The organism is Halomonas garicola, assembly GCF_055382465.1.
The window spans coordinates 2,224,506-2,244,421 of sequence record NZ_AP043931.1 but is presented as its reverse complement, the minus strand read 5'-3'; the positions used below and the strand labels follow the sequence as shown (position 1 = coordinate 2,244,421).

At 62.8% G+C, this 19,916-nt stretch carries 14 protein-coding genes; 8 read left to right on the top strand and 6 right to left on the bottom strand.

Features of this window, described 5'->3' with window-relative positions; translation table 11 throughout:
- The 7 genes from ACZ46Y_RS10815 (at nt 1) to ACZ46Y_RS10785 (ending at nt 10,860) form a co-directional block, all read left to right on the top strand.
- Nucleotides 1–2,448: a type I restriction-modification system subunit M gene (locus ACZ46Y_RS10815; RefSeq protein ID WP_311956248.1), complete on the top strand. Its 2,448-nt coding sequence runs from the start codon at nt 1–3 to the stop codon at nt 2,446–2,448.
- Nucleotides 2,441–3,787: a restriction endonuclease subunit S gene (locus tag ACZ46Y_RS10810; RefSeq protein WP_311956250.1), complete on the top strand. Its 1,347-nt coding sequence runs from the start codon at nt 2,441–2,443 to the stop codon at nt 3,785–3,787. Before ACZ46Y_RS10815 ends, ACZ46Y_RS10810 begins: the two co-directional genes overlap by 8 nt.
- A 56-nt stretch (nt 3,788–3,843) precedes the next feature.
- On the top strand, nt 3,844–4,839 hold the full coding sequence (locus ACZ46Y_RS10805; protein WP_311948615.1) for a virulence protein RhuM/Fic/DOC family protein: 996 nt from the start codon (nt 3,844–3,846) through the stop codon (nt 4,837–4,839).
- On the top strand, nt 4,839–7,919 hold the full coding sequence (locus ACZ46Y_RS10800) for a type I restriction endonuclease subunit R (protein ID WP_311956251.1): 3,081 nt from the start codon (nt 4,839–4,841) through the stop codon (nt 7,917–7,919). Before ACZ46Y_RS10805 ends, ACZ46Y_RS10800 begins: the two co-directional genes overlap by 1 nt.
- A complete protein-coding gene (locus ACZ46Y_RS10795) occupies nt 7,909–8,637 on the top strand; it encodes a M48 family metallopeptidase (RefSeq protein ID WP_311956257.1) in 729 nt (242 codons plus the stop codon). Before ACZ46Y_RS10800 ends, ACZ46Y_RS10795 begins: the two co-directional genes overlap by 11 nt.
- Nucleotides 8,638–9,053: 416 nt before the next feature.
- Nucleotides 9,054–10,319, top strand: a complete 1,266-nt coding sequence (locus tag ACZ46Y_RS10790) for a dicarboxylate/amino acid:cation symporter (protein WP_311956258.1) — start codon at nt 9,054–9,056, stop codon at nt 10,317–10,319.
- Nucleotides 10,320–10,383: 64 nt separating this feature from the next.
- On the top strand, nt 10,384–10,860 hold the full coding sequence (locus ACZ46Y_RS10785; RefSeq protein WP_311956259.1) for a nucleoside deaminase: 477 nt from the start codon (nt 10,384–10,386) through the stop codon (nt 10,858–10,860).
- Here ACZ46Y_RS10785 and ACZ46Y_RS10780 read toward each other — a convergent pair.
- The 4 genes from ACZ46Y_RS10780 to ACZ46Y_RS10765 form a co-directional block, all read right to left on the bottom strand.
- A complete protein-coding gene (locus ACZ46Y_RS10780) occupies nt 10,857–11,249 on the bottom strand; it encodes a septal ring lytic transglycosylase RlpA family protein (RefSeq protein WP_311956261.1) in 393 nt (130 codons plus the stop codon). The two genes, ACZ46Y_RS10785 and ACZ46Y_RS10780, sit on opposite strands and share 4 nt — an antisense overlap.
- 79 nt (nt 11,250–11,328) lie before the next feature.
- Nucleotides 11,329–12,339, bottom strand: coding sequence for a low-specificity L-threonine aldolase (gene ltaE, locus ACZ46Y_RS10775; RefSeq protein WP_311956263.1), 1,011 nt, complete (start codon nt 12,337–12,339; stop codon nt 11,329–11,331).
- Nucleotides 12,340–12,431: 92 nt separating this feature from the next.
- Nucleotides 12,432–14,291, bottom strand: coding sequence for an ABC transporter ATP-binding protein (locus tag ACZ46Y_RS10770; RefSeq protein WP_311956265.1), 1,860 nt, complete (start codon nt 14,289–14,291; stop codon nt 12,432–12,434).
- A gap of 12 nt (nt 14,292–14,303) precedes the next feature.
- On the bottom strand, nt 14,304–15,029 hold the full coding sequence (locus ACZ46Y_RS10765) for a murein L,D-transpeptidase catalytic domain family protein (protein WP_311956267.1): 726 nt from the start codon (nt 15,027–15,029) through the stop codon (nt 14,304–14,306).
- 264 nt (nt 15,030–15,293) lie between these two features.
- Here ACZ46Y_RS10765 and ACZ46Y_RS10760 point away from each other — a divergent pair, with 264 nt between their 5' ends.
- A complete protein-coding gene (locus tag ACZ46Y_RS10760) occupies nt 15,294–16,928 on the top strand; it encodes a L,D-transpeptidase family protein (RefSeq protein WP_311956270.1) in 1,635 nt (544 codons plus the stop codon).
- An 88-nt stretch (nt 16,929–17,016) separates the two neighbouring features.
- Here the strand turns inward: ACZ46Y_RS10760 and ACZ46Y_RS10755 are convergent, their stop codons facing one another.
- Both ACZ46Y_RS10755 and ACZ46Y_RS10750 read right to left on the bottom strand, forming a co-directional pair.
- Complete coding sequence (locus tag ACZ46Y_RS10755; protein WP_311956272.1) at nt 17,017–18,771, bottom strand: peptidoglycan DD-metalloendopeptidase family protein; 1,755 nt, start codon at nt 18,769–18,771, stop codon at nt 17,017–17,019.
- Between the two features lie 278 nt (nt 18,772–19,049).
- A complete protein-coding gene (locus tag ACZ46Y_RS10750; protein ID WP_311956273.1) occupies nt 19,050–19,643 on the bottom strand; it encodes a PRC-barrel domain-containing protein in 594 nt (197 codons plus the stop codon).
- Nucleotides 19,644–19,916 lie beyond the last annotated feature (273 nt).

Below are 19,916 nucleotides of genomic sequence, written 5' to 3'. Positions count from 1 at the left end.
ATGGCACTCAAGAAATCCCAGCTTTACAGCTCGTTATGGCAATCCTGCGACGAACTGCGCGGCGGTATGGATGCCTCGCAGTACAAGGACTACGTGCTGACGCTGCTGTTCATGAAGTACGTCAGCGACAAGAAGGATTCGCTGATCGAGGTGCCGGAAGGCGGCAGTTTCGCCGATATGGTCGCACTCAAAGGCGATAAAGAGATTGGCGATGGAATCAACAAGATTATCGGCCGGCTGGCGGAAGAAAATGACCTGAAAGGCGTGATCGACCAGGCCGACTTCAACGACGAGACCAAGCTCGGCTCCGGCAAGGACATGCAGGATCGGCTCTCCAAGCTGGTGGCCATCTTCGATCAGCTCGATCTGGGCGCCAACCGCGCCGATGGCGATGACTTGCTGGGCGACGCCTACGAATACCTGATGCGCCACTTCGCCACCGAATCGGGCAAGAGCAAGGGGCAGTTCTATACTCCGGGCGAAGTCTCGCGGGTGATTGCCCAGGTAGTGGGCATCGGCACGGACACGCGCCAGGACGAAACCCTGTACGACCCGACCAGCGGCTCGGGCTCTCTGCTACTGCGCGCCGCCTACGAAGCCCCTCAGGGCATGAGCATCTACGGCCAGGAAAATGACAACGCCACCTGGGCGCTGGCGAAGATGAACATGATCCTGCACGACTATCCCACCGCCGAGCTGTGGCGGGACAACACCCTCTCGCGTCCGTATTTCAAGAATCCCGACGGCAGCCTCAAGACCTTCGACTACGCGGTCGCTAATCCGCCGTTTTCTACCAAGTCCTGGACCAATGGCCTGGACCCGGTAAACGACGAATTCGGCCGCTTCGAATACGGCATCCCGCCGGCGAAAAACGGCGACTACGCTTTTCTGCTGCACCTGATCAAGTCGCTCAAGTCCACCGGCCGCGGCGCCATAATCCTGCCCCACGGCGTGCTGTTTCGCGGCCACGCCGAAGCCGACATCCGCCGCCAGCTTATTCAACGCGGGCTGATCAAGGGCATTATCGGCCTGCCGGCCAACCTGTTCTACGGTACCGGCATCCCGGCCTGCATCCTGGTGATCGACAAAAAAGACGCGGCACAGCGCGACCATATCTTCATGATCGACGCCAGCCGCGAGTTCATCAAGGACGGCAACAAGAACCGCCTGCGCTCGCGGGATATTCACCAGATCGTGGACGTGTTCAACCACCAGCGCGGGCTGCCCGGCTACGCTCGGCGCGTGCCACTGTATGAAATCGCCAGTGAGGCCAACGACTACAACCTCAACATCCCGCGCTACATCGACAGCGCCGAAGCTGAGGACCAGCACGATCTCTATGCGCACCTGAACGGCGGCATCCCCCAGCGCGATGTGGACGCACTCGAAGCCTATTGGGCCGAGCTGCCCGGCCTGCGCGACGCGCTGTTCCGCGATAGCGGCCAGCCCGGCTACCTGGAGGCCAACGTCGAAACCCGGCAGGTCAAGCCCACCGTGCTGGAGCATCCTGCTTTCCAGTCCTTCTCGGCACGCGTCGGTCGAGTCGTCGATAGTTGGGAGTGCGCTAACTGGTCACGTCTGATGGACCTTTCACCGAGTATTCAGCCTCGCCAAGTGATCCATGAGCTCTCCGAGGACTTGCTCGACCGCTTCTACGTAGTGCCCCTGCTGGACCGCTACGCGGTTTACCAGCGCCTGATGGACTACTGGGCCGATGTAATGCAGGACGACGTCCACCTGATTGCCGTTGAGGGCTGGCGGGAAGCGGCTCGGCCCCGCGGCGTGATTCAGAACAAGGAACGCAAGATCAAGGAAGAGCCCGACCTCACCCTCGGCAGCGGCAAAAAGGCGCAAAAGTACAAGCTCGACCTGATCCCGCCCGAGCTGGTTATTGCCCGCTACTTCGCCGACGATCAGGCCATACTTGAAGAGCGCCAGGCCGAGCTGGAAACCGCCGCTCGCGAATTGGAGGAGTTCATCGAAGAGCAGGACGGCGAGGAAGACCCGCTGAGCGAGGTCAAAAACGACAAGGGCAAAGTCAGCAAAACCGACATCCCCAAACGCCTCAAGGCCCTCAAGGGTGAGCCGGAAAGCGACGAGGAAACCGCCGCGCTCAAGCAGTGCAAAAAGCGGATGGACGCCGAAGCCAGCGCCAAAAAAGCCGTCAAGGACGCCCAGACCAAACTTGATCAGGCCGTGCTGAACCGCTACGAGGCACTCACCGAGGACGAGGTCAAACAGCTCGCCGTGGACGACAAATGGCTGGCCGACATCCGCGCCGTCATCGAATCCGAAGTCGAGCGTATCACCAACCAGCTCGCCGGCCGCGTGCGCGAGCTGGAAGAACGCTACGCGGAACCGCTGCCGAGCATCGAGCAGGAAGTGGAGCAACTGGCCGAAAAGGTCACCGGCCACCTGGAACAGATGGGAGTGCGAGTCGATGGCTGAGCAGGGTTCGATATTGAAAGAGGAAACGGTGCGGGATGCATCGCCCACCTATTCGGCAGGAGTATGCATCGCGACTGCAGAGGGTGTGCCGCTTGGGTACAAGCGGACCGAGGTGGGGGTTATTCCAGAGGATTGGGACGTAGTGTCAATTGGGGAACTCGCTAAGACATACAGTGGGGGGACGCCTTCTACCAATCGGCCAGAATATTACGGTGGGGACATCCCCTGGATAACGTCAAGCGACCTGAATCATCGAACAATAAGTGAACCTGAAGGGCGAATTACCAGGCTGGGCTTAGAAAAGTCATCAGCTAAACTCGTGGAGCCGGGGACCTTGGTTGTAGCCCTATATGGTGCAACAGCCGGTGTTTCCGCAATAACTCATGTCCAGGCTGCGATCAACCAAGCGGTGCTGGCAATTGTTACCAAAAATGCTAGTGCTAAGTTTTTGTTGAACATGCTCTCGTTCAAAAAAAATGAGTATGTTGAGAAACTTACTCAGGGCGGTCAGCCAAACTTAAGTGGTGCGTTGGTCCGCTCTATTAAAGTCCCAGCTCCCTCTGAGGAAGAACAATGCGCCATCGCCACCGCGCTGTCTGACGCGGACGCGCTGATCGCATCCCTAGACCGCCTGATCGCCAAAAAGCGCGCCATCAAACAGGCCGCCATGCAACAACTCCTCACCGGCCAGACCCGCCTGCCGGGCTTCACCGACGAGTGGGGGACGGAGCGGTTGGGGGAGATTGCGGATATTCGGAGCGGTGGTACGCCAAGCACAGCTATGCCGGCATTCTGGAATGGTGATGTTCCATGGTGTACGCCAACGGACATTACCGAACTGGGGGGTCGCAAATATCTTTCGGGAACAGAACGCACGATATCCCATGCCGGCCTTCGAGCGAGCTCTGCCGAAAGCATGCCTTCGGGGTCCATAATTATGACAACGCGCGCAACGATCGGCGAGTGCGCGATCAATACAGTGCCGATGACAACCAACCAGGGATTCAAGAATTTAATTCCTTCGAGTTGTGATGCGGAGTTTCTTTATTACTTGATGACCACAAAGAAGGCACAACTGATCCAACTGTGCGGCGGCAGCACATTTTTGGAGATCGGCAAAAAATCCCTTCTTGCTTTCGAAGTGGCGCTGCCCCAGAGCCATCAAGAGCAGCAGGCCATCGCCACCGTCCTCTCTGATATGGACAGTGAAGTCGAAGCCCTGGAACACCGCCGCTACAAGGCCCGTCAGCTCAAACAGGGCATGATGCAGCAGCTTCTTACCGGGCGAGTCCGACTGGTTGAGCCGGAGGTAGAAAACGTAAGGGAGGCCAGCGCATGAGCACCGTCGGCCAACGCGACTGCTTTGCTCAACAATCGGCACAGGCGAGGTGATCCATGAGTGATCTCGTCATCTTTGACGCTGATGAGCAGCGCGTGGAGGTGCGGCTGGAGGGGGAGACCGTCTGGCTGACCCAGCGGCAAATGGGCGAGTTGTTCGGGACGACGGCGGAAAACATCCTGATGCATCTGAGGAATGTTTTTCGCGACCAGGAGCTGGATGAGTCGGCAACTACTAAGGATTTCTTAGTAGTTCGCCAAGAGGGTAACCGCCGGGTTCGGCGTCAGCTCAAGCACTATAACCTCGATGCCATCATCTCCGTGGGCTACCGGGTCAGCTCCCTGCGCGCCACGCGCTTTCGCCAATGGTCCACCCGTGTGTTGCGCGACCACCTCACACAGGGCTATAGCCTGAACGAACACCGGCTGGCGCAACGCGGGTTGCAGGAGCTGGAGCAGGCGGTCGATGTGCTCGGAAACACCTTGGTGCGTCAGCAACTGGTGAGCGACATCGGGCGCGATGTGATCGGTCTGGTACTCGGCTATGCCCGTACCTGGCGCTTGCTGCTCGACTACGACGAAGGCCAGCTCGAACTGCCCGCCGATGGTGTGCCGGCGCGGGGCGTGCTGGATTTGGGCGAAGCGCGCCGGGCGCTAGATGCTTTGGCGATGGAATTGAAAAGCCGCGGTGAGGCCAGCGAACTGTTTTCTCGCGACCGTGGTGACGGATTGGCCGCCATCCTCGGCAGCATTGAGCAAACCATGTTCGGCGAGCCGCTGTACAAGAGCCGCGAAGAACGCGCTGCCCATTTGTTGTATTTCGTGATCAAGAACCACCCTTTTGCCGACGGCAACAAACGCTCGGGGGCGTTTCTGTTTCTGCTCTATCTGCGTCAGGAGGGCATGCCGCTGACGCTGGACGAAAACGCTCTGACGGCATTGACGCTGTTGATTGCCGAAAGCGACCCCAAGGCCAAGGATCTGATGGTGCGGCTGGTGATGCACCTGCTTGCGCCGGGCGGCGTAGCAAACAAAAAATCGGGAGCGAATTGATGAACACCGTCGGCCAGCGCGAACGCCTGACTCAACGGCAAGTCATCCGGTTTTTTCAGCAGGAGCTGGGTTACCGCTACCTGGGCGACTGGAAAGATCGCGAGGGTAATCGCAACGTCGAAGAAACGCTGCTGCGCGATTGGCTGACGCGGCAGGGCCATGACGAGCGCGTGATTAGCCGCGCCCTGCGCGAGCTGGATCAGGCGGCGGCGCTTTCCGGCAGCAAAACGCTGTACGACGCCAACCGGGCGGTGTACGAGAAGCTGCGCTACGGCGTGCGCGTCAAGCCGTCGGTGGACGAGCAGACCGTCACTGTCTGGCTGATCGACTGGGATAACCCCGAGAACAACGAATTCGCCGTGGCCGAGGAGGTCACGGTGGCCGGGGCCAATACCAAGCGCCCGGATGTGGTGCTGTATGTCAACGGCATCGCCCTGGGCGTGCTGGAGCTCAAGCGCTCCACCGTGGCGGTGGCCGAGGGCATCCGCCAGACGCTGGATAACCAAAAGCCCGAGTTTATCCGGCCGTTTTTTGCCACCGCCCAGCTGGTCATGGCCGGCAATCCCACCGAGGGCCTGCGCTACGGGGTGATCGAGACGTCCGAGAAGTACTGGATGGCGTGGCGCGAGCCGTCCGAGCTCGAAGACCCGTTGGAGCGTGGTCTGTACCAGCTCTGCCGCAAGGAGCGGCTGTTGGAGGTCGTCCACGACTTCATGGTGTTCGACGCCGGCACCAAGAAAACCTGCCGGCACAACCAGTTTTTCGGCGTGCGCGCGGCGCAGGATCACGTGCAGCGCCGGGAAGGTGGCGTTCTCTGGCACACCCAGGGCAGCGGCAAGTCGCTGACCATGGTGTGGCTGGCCAAGTGGATTCGTGAACACGTGAACGATGCCCGGGTGCTGGTGATTACCGACCGCACCGAGCTGGACGAGCAGATCGAGAAGGTTTTCAAGGGCGTGGACGAGCAGATCCACCGCACCAGGAGCGGCGCCGACCTGATCGATGTACTCAACCGCAGCGACGAGTGGCTGATTGCCTCGCTGATCCACAAGTTCGGCGCTTCCGACGAAGGGGATGTCGACGCCTTCATTCGGGATATACGCAGCCACCTGCCCAAGGGTTTTGCGGCCAAGGGCAATCTGTTTGTGTTCGTGGACGAATGCCACCGCACTCAGTCCGGCAGCCTGCACGAGGCCATGAAGGCGCTGCTGCCGGAGGCCATGCTGATCGGCTTTACCGGGACGCCGCTGCTGAAAAAGGACAAGCGCAAGAGCATCGAAGTCTTTGGTCCTTACATCCATACCTACAGGTACGACGAGGCGGTAAGCGACGGCGTAGTGCTCGACCTGCGCTACGAAGCAAGGGATATCGACCAGCGCGTGACGTCCCAGAAACGGATCGACCAGTGGTTCGAGCTGAAGACCCAGGGCCTGAACGACTACGCCCGCGCCCAGCTGAAAAAGCGCTGGGGGACGCTGCAAAAAGTGCTCAGCTCCCGGGATCGGCTGGAAAAAATCGTCGCCGATATTCTCTGGGACATGGCCACGCGAGACCGGCTGATGAGCGGCCACGGCAACGCCATGCTGGTGGCCGGCAGTATCTATTCGGCCTGCCGGCTGTTCGAGATGTTTGAGAGGACCGAGCTCAAGGGCCAGTGCGCCATTATCACGTCCTACGTGCCGTCCGCTGTCGAGATCAAGGGCGAGGCCACCGGCGAAGGCGAAACCGAAAAGCTGCACCAGTACGATATCTACCGCCGCATGCTGGCCGATCACTTCCAGGAGCCGGAAGATACCGCCGTCAACAAGGCGGAAACCTTCGAGAAGGAGGTGAAGAAGCGCTTCATCGACGAGCCGGGGCAGATGAAGCTGCTGATCGTGGTGGACAAGCTGTTGACCGGCTTTGACGCGCCGCCGGCGACCTACCTCTATATCGACAAGAACATGCGCGACCACGGCCTGTTTCAGGCCATCTGTCGAGTCAACCGTCTGCATACCGACGACAAGGAAGTCGGCTACATCATCGACTACAAGGACCTGTTCAAGTCCCTGGAGCAGTCCATCCAGGACTACACCGGCGGCGCCTTCGATGCCTTCGACGCCGAGGACGTGGAAGGACTGCTTGAAGACCGCCTGGAGAAGGCGCGGGAACGGCTGGAAGAAACCCGGGAAGCGGTTAAGGCGCTGTGCGAGGGGGTCGAGCCGCCCGGGGACAGCGCCGCCTACCGACGCTATTTTGTCGGCCCGAGCGACGCACCCGAGGTACAGAAGGATAACGAGCCCAGGCGTCTGGCCCTGTACAAGCACGTCGGCGCCTTTCTGCGCGCCTATGCCGACCTGGCCAACGAGATGCGCGAGGCCGGCTATAGCGACGCCGAAGCCGCCGCCATCAAGGCGGAGGTGGAGCACTACGAAAAAGTCCGCGAAGAGGTGAAGCTGGCCAGCGGCGACTACATCGACATGAAAATGTACGAGCCGGCCATGCGTCACCTGCTCGATACCTACATCCGCGCGGAAGACAGCGAGAAACTCTCGGCCTTCGACGACATGACGCTGGTCGAGCTGGTCGTCGAGCGCGGCGAAGAGGCAGTCGACAGCCTGCCGTCGTCGATATCCGGCGACCGCGAGGCAATGGCCGAAACCATCGAGAATAACGTCCGACGGCTGATTATCGACGAGATGGCGGTCAACCCTAAATACTACGAGACAATGTCTGAGCTGCTCGACGCCCTGATCGAGCAGCGCCGCCAGGAGGCCCTGGAGTACAAGGAATACCTGCGCAAGGTTGTCGAGCTGACGCGGCAGGTAGCCCGGGAGGAAGAGAAAAGCGACTATCCCGACGGGATCGATACGCCGGCCCGGCAGTCGCTTTATGACAATCTGGGTCAGAACACTGAGCTGGCTATCCGGCTCGATGAAAAGGTTCGGTCCGTAAAGAAGGCGGATTTTCGGGGCAACAAGTTCAAGGAGCGCGAGGTGCGCAATGCCATCGCCTCCGTGCTGGACACAGAGATAAGAGAGACCGGCGGCGCTGATACGGAAGCCGTCTTCGAACTGGTGAAAAACCAGCATGATTACTGAGCACCGCCGTATTGAAGTGAGCGGCATCCCCGTGGAGATCCGACGCAAGGCGATCAAGAATCTGCACGTGGGTGTCTACCCGCCGCACGGCAGGGTGCGGGTAGCCGCACCGCTGCATCTGGACGACGAGGCCGTGCGCCTGGCTATTGTCGCGCGCCTGAGCTGGATTCGAAGTAAACAGCAGGGATTTGCGCGTCAATCGCGTCAATCGCGCAGGGAGATGGTAACCGGCGAGAGCCATTACTTCGAGGGTAAGCGCTATCGGCTGGATGTGGTGGAACAGTCAGGCAACCCGCGCGTGCGCGTGATCAACAACAGCACCCTTGAGCTGCGAGTCCCGCCGGGTACGGACAGGGCAGGCCGGCAGCAGGCGCTCGACCGCTGGTATCGACGCCAGCTTAAAGCGCGAGTTCCGGAACTGCTGACACACTGGGAGGGCGTGGTTGGCGTCGACATTGCGGATTGTCGTGTCAAGAAGATGAAGACCAGGTGGGGCAGCTGCACTATCCAGGCGAGACGCATCTGGCTGAATCTGGAACTTGTGAAGAAATCGCCCCGCTGCCTGGAATACATCATCGTGCATGAGATGGTGCATCTGCTGGAGCGTCACCACACCGATCGCTTTCGTGCGCTGATGGATCAATGCTTGCCGGACTGGCGCTTGCGCAAGGCTGAGCTCAACCAAACCCCGCTGGCCCATGAAGACTGGGGCTATTAAACAGCAACGCTATTAGGCGGGTTTACCGGGAGCGTTGAGTTATCGGGTATTAGCTATGCCGACTCTGAGTCATAGCCTTTTGCATGACCGGTAGTGGGAGAGGAGCACAATGCTGTGTTGAGGCAGTGTCTTCGCGGGCTAAAGCCCGTTTATGCCCACCCTCTGGGTGCTCGCACCAGGCCAGCTATCTCAGTGTCAAAATGGCGTTGTTTTCACGCTAGTCTGCGAAAAACCGAACAAGGGGCAGTAGGGAATACCCGATCCGGTATTGCCGGGCAAAGCCATTCCTGCGCCGCATTGTTATATTCTCTTATAGAATATATGGCGCATGTTATTAACCCGCTTGGCTATAAAACGGTTGTAATATAATGTGGCGCCCTCATTTAGGCCTTCACTTGCTCACCACGGTGGTTGTTATGCACTGGATCTGGAAAAAATACGCCGATACCTCGCTGATCGCGCGGGTCACGATTGCGCTGGTGGCGGGCGTCGCCGTGGGGCTTTTGGGTAGCCAGGAGACGGTTGGGTGGCTTGCCCCGCTGGGCGAACTGCTGCTCAAGCTGCTGACCTTTCTTATCGTGCCCATTGTACTGTTTACCCTGATGGTGGGGGTCAACCAGTCCCGGGAGGGCAGCGTCGGCCGCATCGGGCGCAAGGTGTTTTTGTATTATCTGGCAAGCTCGGCGCTGGCGATTATCGTCGGGCTTGCCGTGGCGTCGCTTTTCAACCCGGGAAGCGGCATGACCCTGGACGACAGCGCGAGCTTCTCGGTGCCGGATAACCCGGGGCTGGTCAGCGTGCTGCTTAACATCGTACCGGGTAATATCCTCGAGGCGTTCACCGAGCTCAACATGCTGGGCATCATCTTTACCGCGCTGGTGTTTGGCATTGCGCTATTGAAGCTGCGCGAGTCCGGTACCGAGCGCCAGGCGGCGCTGGGCGAGCGACTGTACGAGGTGTTCGAGGCGCTCAACGAGATAACGCTAAAGGTCATGGGCGGGGTGCTGCACTACGTGCCCATCGGGGTGTTTGCCATCGTCGCCGATACCGTGAGCCGCCAGGGCATGGGCACGCTGCTGTCGCTGGGGGACATGGTGCTGGTGCTGTATCTGGCGCTGGGTGTCCAGCTGCTGCTTTACTGCGGCGCCATGCGGCTTTTCGGCGTGCGGCTGAGGGCGTTTTTCCGCGAGGCGCGCACGCCCATGGCGACGTCCTTCGCCACTCAAAGTAGCTCCGGCACGCTGCCGTTGACCATCAACGCCGCCGATCGGCTGGGCGTTCCCAAAACCATCTACGGCTTCAGCCTGCCGCTGGGGGCGACCCTGAACATGGACGGCGCGGCTATCCGCATTGCCATTTCGGCGGTGTTTGCCGCCAACGTCATCGGCGCGCCGCTGGACTTTATGAGCATGGTGCAGATCGTGCTGATCGGCACCCTGGTGTCGGTGGGCACCGCCGGCGTGCCCGGCGCGGGCATCATCATGATCGCTACGGTGTTTGCCCAGGTGGGCCTACCCATCGAGACCGTGGCGCTGCTCACCGCCATCGACGCCCTGGTGGGCATGGGCTGCACCGCGCTGAACGTGACCGGGGATCTGGTCGGTACCTCGATCATTGCCCGCAGCGAGGGTGACAAGCTTGCCGAGACGCCGCCTGGGGCGACCTGCGGGGCGGAAAGCTGATAGCGTCGAAACCACCACACCGGCATCCACTCAGCCGGTACCCATTCAAGAAGGAGAGACGGCGATGATCGCGGATCACGAGCGGACGTATCTGGAGAGAAGCGTCGAGCTTGCCAAAGAAGCGCTGGCGGCGGGCGACGAGCCGTTTGGCAGCCTGCTGGTCAGCGCCGACGGCAAGGTGCTGCACGAAGACCGCAACCGCATTGCCGGCGGCGACAATACCCGCCACCCGGAGATCGCGCTGGCCTACTGGGCGGTAGAGAACCTGACGCCTGCGGAGCGCGCTGCGGCCACCGTGTATACCTCCGGCGAGCACTGCCCCATGTGCGCCGCCGCCCACGGCTGGGTGGGGCTCGGGCGCATTGTCTACGTCAGCTCGTCAAGGCAGCTGGGCGGGTGGCTTTCTGCCATGGACGTGCCGCCGCCGCCGGTAGCGACGCTGCCCATCGAGCAGATCGTCCCCGGCATTACCGTCGACGGCCCGGTGCCGGAGCTTGCCGCTACCATGGAAGCGCTGCACCGCGAGTATCACGGCCGCTAGTCGATCACTCTGACGGTGACCTGGGCGACGCCGCGCTGAATGATGTTCAGTTTGCGCGCGGCGCGCTTGGAGAGATCAATAATGCGCCCGCGCACGTAGGGGCCGCGGTCGTTGACCACGACCTTGACGGTTTTGCCGGTGTCGGGCCGGGTGACCAGCACCTTGGTGCCCAGCGGCAGGGTCGGGTGCGCGGCGGTCAGCGCCTGCTGATCGAACGGCGTGCCGCTGGCGGTGAGCGCGCCCTGGAAGCGGTCGCTGTAATAGGACGCCTTGCCTTTTTGCGCGTCCGGCGTGGTAGCGGCCAGGGCGCAGCCGCTGATGAACGCAATAAGCAGCCCGGCGATCAGCGCCCGGGCGGGCCCTGTGATGAAGAAAAAGCGGTTAGCCATCGGCATTTCTCCCGGATGAGAGACAAAGCGTAGCATGCTTTGGCCGTCGCCGGGCACCGCGGCGGCGACGGCCGGCGTTTTACCCGTGACGGTTGAAGTAGGCCTGCATTACGGCAATCACTCTGTCGATATCGGCGTCGCTGACGTCCCGGTGGGTCACCAGCCGGGCGCTTCCCAGGAGATCGATCATAATGCCGTTCTCGCCAAGCCAGTCGGCCAGCGGCGCAACGTGCTCCTGGGGGAAGTCGGCAAATACCATGCTGGTCGCGCGCGAGGTTACGGTAACGCCGGGGAGCTCGGCCATGCCCCGGGCCAGGGTTTCTGCCCGGCGGTGGTCGTCGGCAAGGCCTGACAGGTGGTGCTCCAGGGCGTGCCAGCAGGCCGCGGCGATAATGCCCGACTGGCGCATGCCGCCGCCGGTGACCTTGCGCCAGCGCCGCGCCCGGGCGATCAGCTCGGTCGAGCCCACGAGCACCGAGCCCACCGGGGCGCCCAGGCCCTTGGAGAAGCACAGCGAGACGCTGTCGAACGGCTCGCACAGCGCGGCCAGCGGGGTGTCCGTGGCCACTGCGGCGTTGAACAGCCGCGCGCCGTCCAGGTGGGTGGCAAGGCCGTGCTCCCGGGCCAGCGCCGTGGCCGCCAGGGTGTAGTCGTGGGGCATTACCTTGCCGCCGATGGTGTTTTCCAGCGCCAGCAGCCGGGTGCGGGCAAAGTGGAAGTCGTCGACCTTGATCGCCGCGCGGATCTTTTCCAGGGGCAGGGTGCCGTCGTCGGCGTTTTCCACCGGCTGGGGCTGGATGCTGCCGAGCACTGCCGCGCCGCCGCCTTCAAAGCCGTAGGTGTGGGCCTGCTGGCCGACGATGTATTCGTCGCCGCGCTCGCAGTGGGCCATCAGCGCTACCAGGTTGCTCTGGGTACCGCTGGGAAACAGCAGCGCGTCTTCCTTGCCGGCGGTGTCGGCCACGGCCCGCTCGAAGGCGTTGACCGTGGGGTCGTCGCCCCATACATCGTCGCCCACCGGGGCGGCGCACATGGCTTCATACATGGCCTGGGTGGGCCGGGTGACGGTATCGCTGCGCAGATCGATCATGATGGCTCCCTGCAAAAAAGGGGTGACGGGCCCCAGTGATAAAACAAAGCTGACAAAAAATAAACCCGGGCGGGTGCCGGCTTATGGCCCCGCTACTGATAGCCCCTGGCCTGCAGGCGGAACAGCGCTGCGTAGCGCCCGTTTTGCGCCAGCAGCTCGGCGTGGGTGCCGCGCTCGATGATGCGCCCGCTGTCCACCACCAGAATCTGCTCGGCGCTTCTCACCGTGGAAAAGCGGTGCGAGATCAGGATCGTCATCTTGTCCTTGCTGTGCTCGCGAAAGCGGGCGAACACCTCGGCCTCGGCGGCCGGGTCCATGGCCGCGGTGGGTTCGTCGAGCACCAGGATGTCGGCGTTTTCGCGCATGTAGGCCCGGGAGAGGGCGATTTTTTGCCACTGCCCGCCGGAGAGCTCCTGGCCGTTTTTGAACCAGCGGCCCAGCTGGGTGTGGTAGCCCGCGGGCATCTGGCGGATAAAGTCGTCGGCCATGCCGTGCTGGGCGGCGTCCTGCCAGCGGGCTTCATCGCTGAAGGCGTGGGTGTCGCCGACGCCGAGGTTTTCGCCCACGGGCAGCTGGTAGCGCACGAAATCCTGGAAAATCACCCCGATGCGCTCGCGCAGAGCCACGGCGTCCCAGTCGCGAAGGTCGGTGCCGTCGAGCAGGATGCGCCCTCGGGTAGGGGAGTAAAGCCGGGTCAGCAGCTTGATCAGCGTGGTCTTGCCCGAGCCGTTTTCCCCTACCAGCGCCAGGCTCTGGCCGGGCACCAGGTGCAGCGAAATGCCGTGGAGCACTTCCTTGCCGCCGGGGTAGGCGAAGCTCACGCCCTCGAAGCGCAGGCCGTCGCCGGGTGTCTCGCCCCGCGTCTCGGTACCGGCTTCGGCCTCCACCGGGTGCTCCAGGTACTCGTAGAGGTTGGAGAGGTAGAGGTTGTCCTCGTACATGCCGCTGATCGCCGTGAGGCTTGCCGACAGCGCGCTCTGGCCCTGCTTGAACACCATCAGGTACATGGTCATCTGGCCAAGCGTCAGCGCGCCCATGACGGTTTCGGCGACGACCCAGCCGTAGGCGGCGTAAAACGTCAGCGTACCCAGAATGCCCAGGGCAAAGCCCCAGGTCTCGCGGCGCAGGGTCAGCTTTCGCTCTTCGGCAAAAAGGCGGTTGAAGATGGCCCGGTAGCGCTCGAGGAACAGGTTTTCCAGGCCGAACAGCTTGACCTCCTTGATGCTGTCTTCCCGGGCGAGCACGGTTTCCAGGTACATCTGCATCCGCGACTGGGGCGAGCGCCAGCGAAAGAGGCGAAACGCCTCGCCGGAAAACTTCGCCTCGGAGAGAAACACCGGAAGCGCCCCCGCCACCAGAATCAGCAGCGCCCAGGGCGAAAACTGCACCAGCAGCACGCCGAAGCTGCCCAGCGAAATGGCGTTTTGCAAAAGCGAAAACGTCTTGTTGACCAGCCCCAGCGGCCGGGTGGAGGCCTCCCGGCGGGCCCGGGTGAGCTTGTCGTAAAGCTCGGAGTCCTCGAACTGGGCAAGCGAGAGCGTGCCGGCCTTCTCCAGGATCATGACGTTGACGCGGTGGCCAAGGCGCGCGCGCAGCAGCGACTTCTGCGCGTCCAGGCCGCGCTGGGCAAGCGCAATCAGGCCGATGATCGCGCCTTCCAGCGCTACCAGCCACAGCACCGGCCCAAGGCTTTGGATAAGCGGCGGGGCGGCGTCGGCCTCCTGAACTTCCATGGCGGCGACCACGCCGTCGACGATCAGCTGGCCCACCCAGGCGGCCACCGCCGGCAGCACCCCGGCGACCAGGGTGGCAAGCGCAAGCCCCACCATCATCAGCCGGGAGGTTTGCCATACCAGCAGAAGCGCCCGGCTGCTGTAGCGAAAAACGCCGAAAAAGCCGCTCACCGGAGCGGCGACAGTAGGGCTATGGCGCGAGGCGTGGGAGGCAGACAAGGAATCAGTACGCTAGCGCCGGGCCAGCTGACGGGCCGTGCCGTCGCTGCAGCTGAGCCGCGCCGTGCTTGCCAGCCACTCGTCATCGGGGTAGTAGGCAAACACGTACTGTTCGTTTTTCAGGCTGTCGATCAGCGGGTAGGTGACCTCGGAGCGCACCGCCGGGCAGCCGTGGCTGCGCCCCAGCCGGCCGGTCTTGTCGATGAAGGCGTTGCTGACGTAGTCGGCGCCGTGAATGACGATGGCGCGCTCAAACGCCAGATCGTTGACGTTAGGCTCAAGGCCCTCCAGGCGCAGCGAGTAGCCGTTGCGCCCGTAGTAGCTGTTCAGGGTGCGAAACAGTCCCAGGCTGGACTGGTGGCTGTCCGGCGTGTTGGAAAACGACGTGGCCAGCGCGTTGCCCGAGCCCTGGCCGTGGGACACCAGCTCCTTGAACAAAAGCCGGTGGTGCTCAAGATCAAACACCCACAGGCGCGGCTGGGAAGACGGCCGGGAAAAGTCGATGAGCGCCAGGCGCTCGGCGCCGGGGTCGGCGCAGCTAAGCGACTCGGCCGCCATACGCAGCGCCTGGGGCGTGGCGTTTGGGGCGAGCTGCTTGAGCCGGTGGAGCAGCGGCGAGGTGCCGGCGGCGGGGGTAGTGGCCACCTGTGCGGAGAAATCAGCGGCCGGCAGTGGTAACGTGAAAGCGCCAAGGGACAGGCTCAGCAGCAGCGCCGAGGCTTTGAAGCGAAACGCCATGTCATCATCCTTGAAGATGAATAAAAAATGACCGGCCGGGCAGCCAGGCTCTGCCTCATGGCGGGCACGGTAAGGAAAGCCCGAGATAGCTTCGCTTTGCTCGCTACGACGTGGAGGGTATGCGCGCCCTTCCCGCTATTGTCGTCGCGAGGAGCGCAGCGACGTGGCGATCTCATGGCAAGTCCAGGAGCGCTATTCTAACCCAAGGGGACATTCATGGATAAGACGCGGCGAAGAAAAAGCGGCGGAACGCCGGGGAAAACGATGGGTCTCGCGGCCCTGGCGCTCAGCGCCGCGCTGGCGTCCGGCCCTGCGGTGGCTCAGGCGCCGTCTGCCGGAGCCCTGGCGGAAGAGACCGCCAGGGCAGAAAGCCGGGCGGACGAGCTTCCGGTCGCGGCGTTTTATCAAGCCGCGCAGCAGCAGCCGACGTGGCACAGCGCGAAGCAGGTGGAAGCCCTGGTCAGGGCGCTAAAAACGCTACGTAGCGACGGCCTCGTTCCCGCGGACTATCTCAAGGGCTCTCTCAAGGACTATCCCCAGGACTATCTCGAGGCGGATGGCGGGGCCCGGCCGCTGGAAGCGGCGTTTGCGCAAAGCCGAGACGACGCCGAGGCCCGGGCGGCGTTCGACGTTCGCGCGACCCGGGCGCTGCTGCTGGCCCTTGATCACCTTCAGCGCGGCCGCCTCGACCCCGAAAAGCAGGTGCCGGGGTGGGAGACCGCCCGGGCGGAAAGGCGCTATTCGATGGCCCGGGTGGTCGACGCCGTTAACGACGCCGACATAGAGCAGGCGCTTTCGCTGGCGCGGCCGGAACTGCCGGCCTACGGGGCGCTGCGCGAGGCGCTCAAAACGTATCGGGCGCTGGGGGGGCAGACGAACGCGCCGCTGGTGCCCAGCGACGAGGCTCTGCGCCGCGGCAACGAGGGCGATGCGGTCACCGCGCTGCGCCGCCGGCTGGCCTACTGGGGCATGCCCGAGGTGCTGCCCGGCGATCCGGCCGCCTACGCCCGGATAGACGCCGAGGCGCCGGACCTGCGGCGCTTCGACGCCGAGCTGGAAACGGCGGTCAAGCGCTTTCAGCGCCGCCACCTGCTCGATGAAGACGGCGTGGTGGGCGGCAAGACCCGCCGGGCGCTCAACGCCTCGGTGCGCTCCCGGGTGGATGCGCTGCGGGTCAACCTCGAGCGCGCCCGCTGGATGCAGCCCGTGATCGCGCGCGAGCCCGGAGTATGGGTGGATATCGCCGGCTACCGCATGCACTACACCCGCCCGGGCGGCGCGCGCTGGTCGTCGCGAGTGATCGTTGGCCGGTCCGGGCGCGAAACGCCGGTGCTCCACTCGGCGATCACCCACTTGACCGTGAACCCGACCTGGACGGTGCCGCCGACCATCTGGCGGGAGGACGTGCTGCCCCGGCTGCGGCGCGGGGCTTCGGGCTACCTCAACCGGCGCAACATGCAGGTAGTGGGCCCCGACGGGGCGCGGCTCGACCCGGCGAGCATCGACTGGCAGGCGCCGGGCAACGTTATGCTGCGCCAGTCCGCGGGGCCGAGCAATCCGCTGGGGCGCATGGTGGTGCGCTTTCCCAACAGTCAGCTGATTTACCTGCACGACACGCCGTCCCGGGGGCTTTTCAACCGCGACCGGCGGGCGCTGAGCTCGGGCTGCGTGCGGGTGGAAGGCGTGCGCGAGCTGGTGCGCATGCTGCTGGAAGACACCGGAAGCCGCCACCGGCTGGGTACGCTTTTGCAGCGCAGCCAGAGCGATCTGAACGTCACCCTGCCCGAGCGGATCCCGGTGGCGCTGGTGTATCTGACGGCCTGGCCCGATGAGGCCGGCGAGGTGACGTTTCGCCCGGATATCTACCGCCGCGACGATGCGCTGCTGCGGGCGCTTTAGCGCGGACGGCCGGTAGGCAGGCATAAAAAAGCGCCGCCTCGGCAAGAGGCGGCGCTTTTGTCTGGAGAGAAGGTGCCCGGCGGGAAGGTTAGCTGTCGCTGTCGTCGTCTTCCTCGTGGCGGCGGTAGGAGGCCACGCTGACGGTGCCTGTATCGCCGCTTTCCAGCGCGGCGACCATGGGCTCGGCCTGCTTCTGGAACGCCACCAGCGTATCGCCGTGCAGGCGGGTATTTTCCGGCAGATCGACTTTCATGGCGTTGACCGGCGCGTTATTCACGTGGACTTCGTAGTGCAGGTGCGGGCCGGTGCTGCGTCCGGTGTTGCCGGAAAGCGCGATGCGATCGCCCATTTCCACCCGGTCGCCCTTGTTGACCAGCGCCTGGGAGAGGTGCAGGTAGCGGGTGCGATAGCCATTGTCGTGGCGGATGACGACATAGCGGCCGGCCGCATAGTGCTTGACCACGCGCTCCACGCGCCCGGCGGCAGGGGCGGTGACCGGGGTGCCGATGGGCATGGCGAAGTCGGTGCCGTTGTGCGGGCTGGTGCGGCCGGTGACCGGGTGTTTACGATACGGGTTGAAGTTAGAGCTCAGCCGGTAGCTGCCCTCGAAGGGGTAGCGGGCAAAAGCCGGGTCGAGGCTGTCGCCCCCCGGCGTATAGAAGTTGTTGTTGTCGGGATTGCGGACCAGGGTCAGATTCATGCGCTGGCCCTGGTACTTCACCGCCAGGACCCGGGAGCCCAGCGACTCGCCGTCGATCATGTCGGATTCGACGAGCACCTGGAATTCGTCGCCGCGGCGGCTGTCGCGGCGGAAGTCATATTTCTTTTTCAGCAGGCGGGTCAGCTTGGTGACCGAACGGCTGTCGAGACCGGTAGCCTCGGCCGAGCGGGCGAAGCTGCCGCTGACGGTGCCGGCGTAAAGGCGCTGCACGGGCTCGCCCTTGCGCTCGATGGACCTGACGTCAAGGTCGCCGTCGCGGCGGTCGATGAGCACGCCGTCGCGGACGTTTTTCATTATCTTCAGCGTCAGCAGCTTGCCGTTTTCGTCCAGCTGGTAGTCAAAGCTCTGGCCGACACGCCAGCGGCTAAAGATATTCGAATCGGGAAGCTCGTCCAGCAGATCGAGGACTTCGCTGTAGCCCAGGCCCAGCTCGTTCTGGGCCATGACGGCAAAGGTCTCGCCGGAGCTGACGGTGTGGGTTTGCCACTGGGGCACATAGGTCTTTTCCGCGGCGAGCTCCAGCGGCAGAAAGGACACTTCGTCAAAGCTGTCGATGCCGTAGTCTTCGTACGAGGTGGCGTCTGCTATCGGCGCCTGATTCTCGGTAGCGTCGGCGCTGTCTTTCGCGCCAATGCCGGCGTCGGCGCTGTTGGCGGCGAGCATGCCGCTGGCCAGAGTGCCGATGACGGTGGCCATGTGCTGCGCGCCTTCATCCAGCGGCGTCTTGTCGCTGGCGGCGAGGCGCTGGGCGGGGAGCTCTAGAACGTCGTCCAAAGGCTCGGCCGTCGCGCTTCGGATCACGTCCAGGTTAATCACCTCCGACGCCCTGAGATCCTTCAGGGGGATGTTGTCGCGAGTGGCGTCGAGCAGGCGGGAGGCTTCATCGATAGCGGTGGCCACCGGGGTTCTGGCGCGCTGGGCACCGGTTTTGGCCAGCGCCGGCAGGCTGGGCGCGGCGTCATCGGCAAGCGGGACGAGCACGTTCTTTACCGGCGCGTCTGGCTGGCTATGATGTTGATAGGTCGTGAGTAACTTTTGTCCGCCCAGCACGGTGACCATGGTGGCCACGGGTAACAGTAAAAATTTATGCGTGCGGGGCAGCGAATGAAGGATTCGCAACATGAGTGAAAAGGCCGCCAAATCGTGTCGAAAAAAACATCTGTAAGGAGTAAGCCACGAAACCTTAACTCATGCGCGAGGAAGTGCATAGACTGTACATCCATACACAAACTCGGTATTTAATACAAGGCTGAAACCGTAGTTGGACAGCCGCGGGGAAAAGTTTGACAGCGGGGCGGGCACCGCCGGGCGAATCCGGCGAATTTCGGCACTGGCTGGGGCGCATGCAAAACGGGCACCCCGAAGGGTGCCCGTTGACGATGTTGTCGGCGTGCTCAGGCTCAGTTGTTACGGTTGCCCATGTCGTCGTTGCGGTTGTCCACGCCGTCGTTACCCATGTCAGAGGCGGCGTCCTTGGTTTTCTGCCAGGCGTTCTGGGCGCCTTCCTGGGTAGTTTGCCAAGCGCTCTTGGCGCCTTCTTCCGTGGTTTGCCAGGCGTCTCTGGCGTTGGACTTCGCCTGCTTCCACCAGTCGTTGTTATAGGCCGGGAACTGCTCCATCTCTTCGGAGGTGGCGTCGACCATCACGCGGTGCTCGGTATCGTTGATGTCGTCGTCATCCTGCTCGGTGTAGGTTTCCAGCGTGAAGTAGTTGCTGCCGACGACCAGTTCGCGGCCGCCAAGGCCAAGCACCTCGCCGCTTTCCACCACCAGGGCGGATACCTTCATCTCCTCGTCAAAGAGGATGTCTTCGACTTCGCCAATGGGATCGCCCGAACCGTTCACGACGTAAACGTCAGCATCGAGGATGTTGTCGGCGGAATACATGCCCTGGGGGCCGGTTTGCTCTTGCGGCTGACCGCTTTGAGCCTGTGCGCCCAGTGTGAAGCTCAGTACGGAAACGCCGAGTGCTGTCATCAAGGTATTCTTGCGCATGGCTCAACTCCTTGTCTGCTTTTATTCCGGGGTGGGTGGGCTCGAATGAGCTGCCAGCACCTGCCGGATGAGTGTCGGGGCCGGGAACAATAAGTGAAGGCGCCCGATCACCTTTTACAAGCTAGTCGAACAGGGCGCGACTGCAAACCCTGGAATGGGTAAAAACGATGAAAGCGCCGGACGGAACGAGAAGGCGCCGGTGAAATGCTGGCGCGGCGCGAAAGGAAGTGGTAGCATGTGCGCTCCTCGCATGTGTTGACCCCTCCATCACAA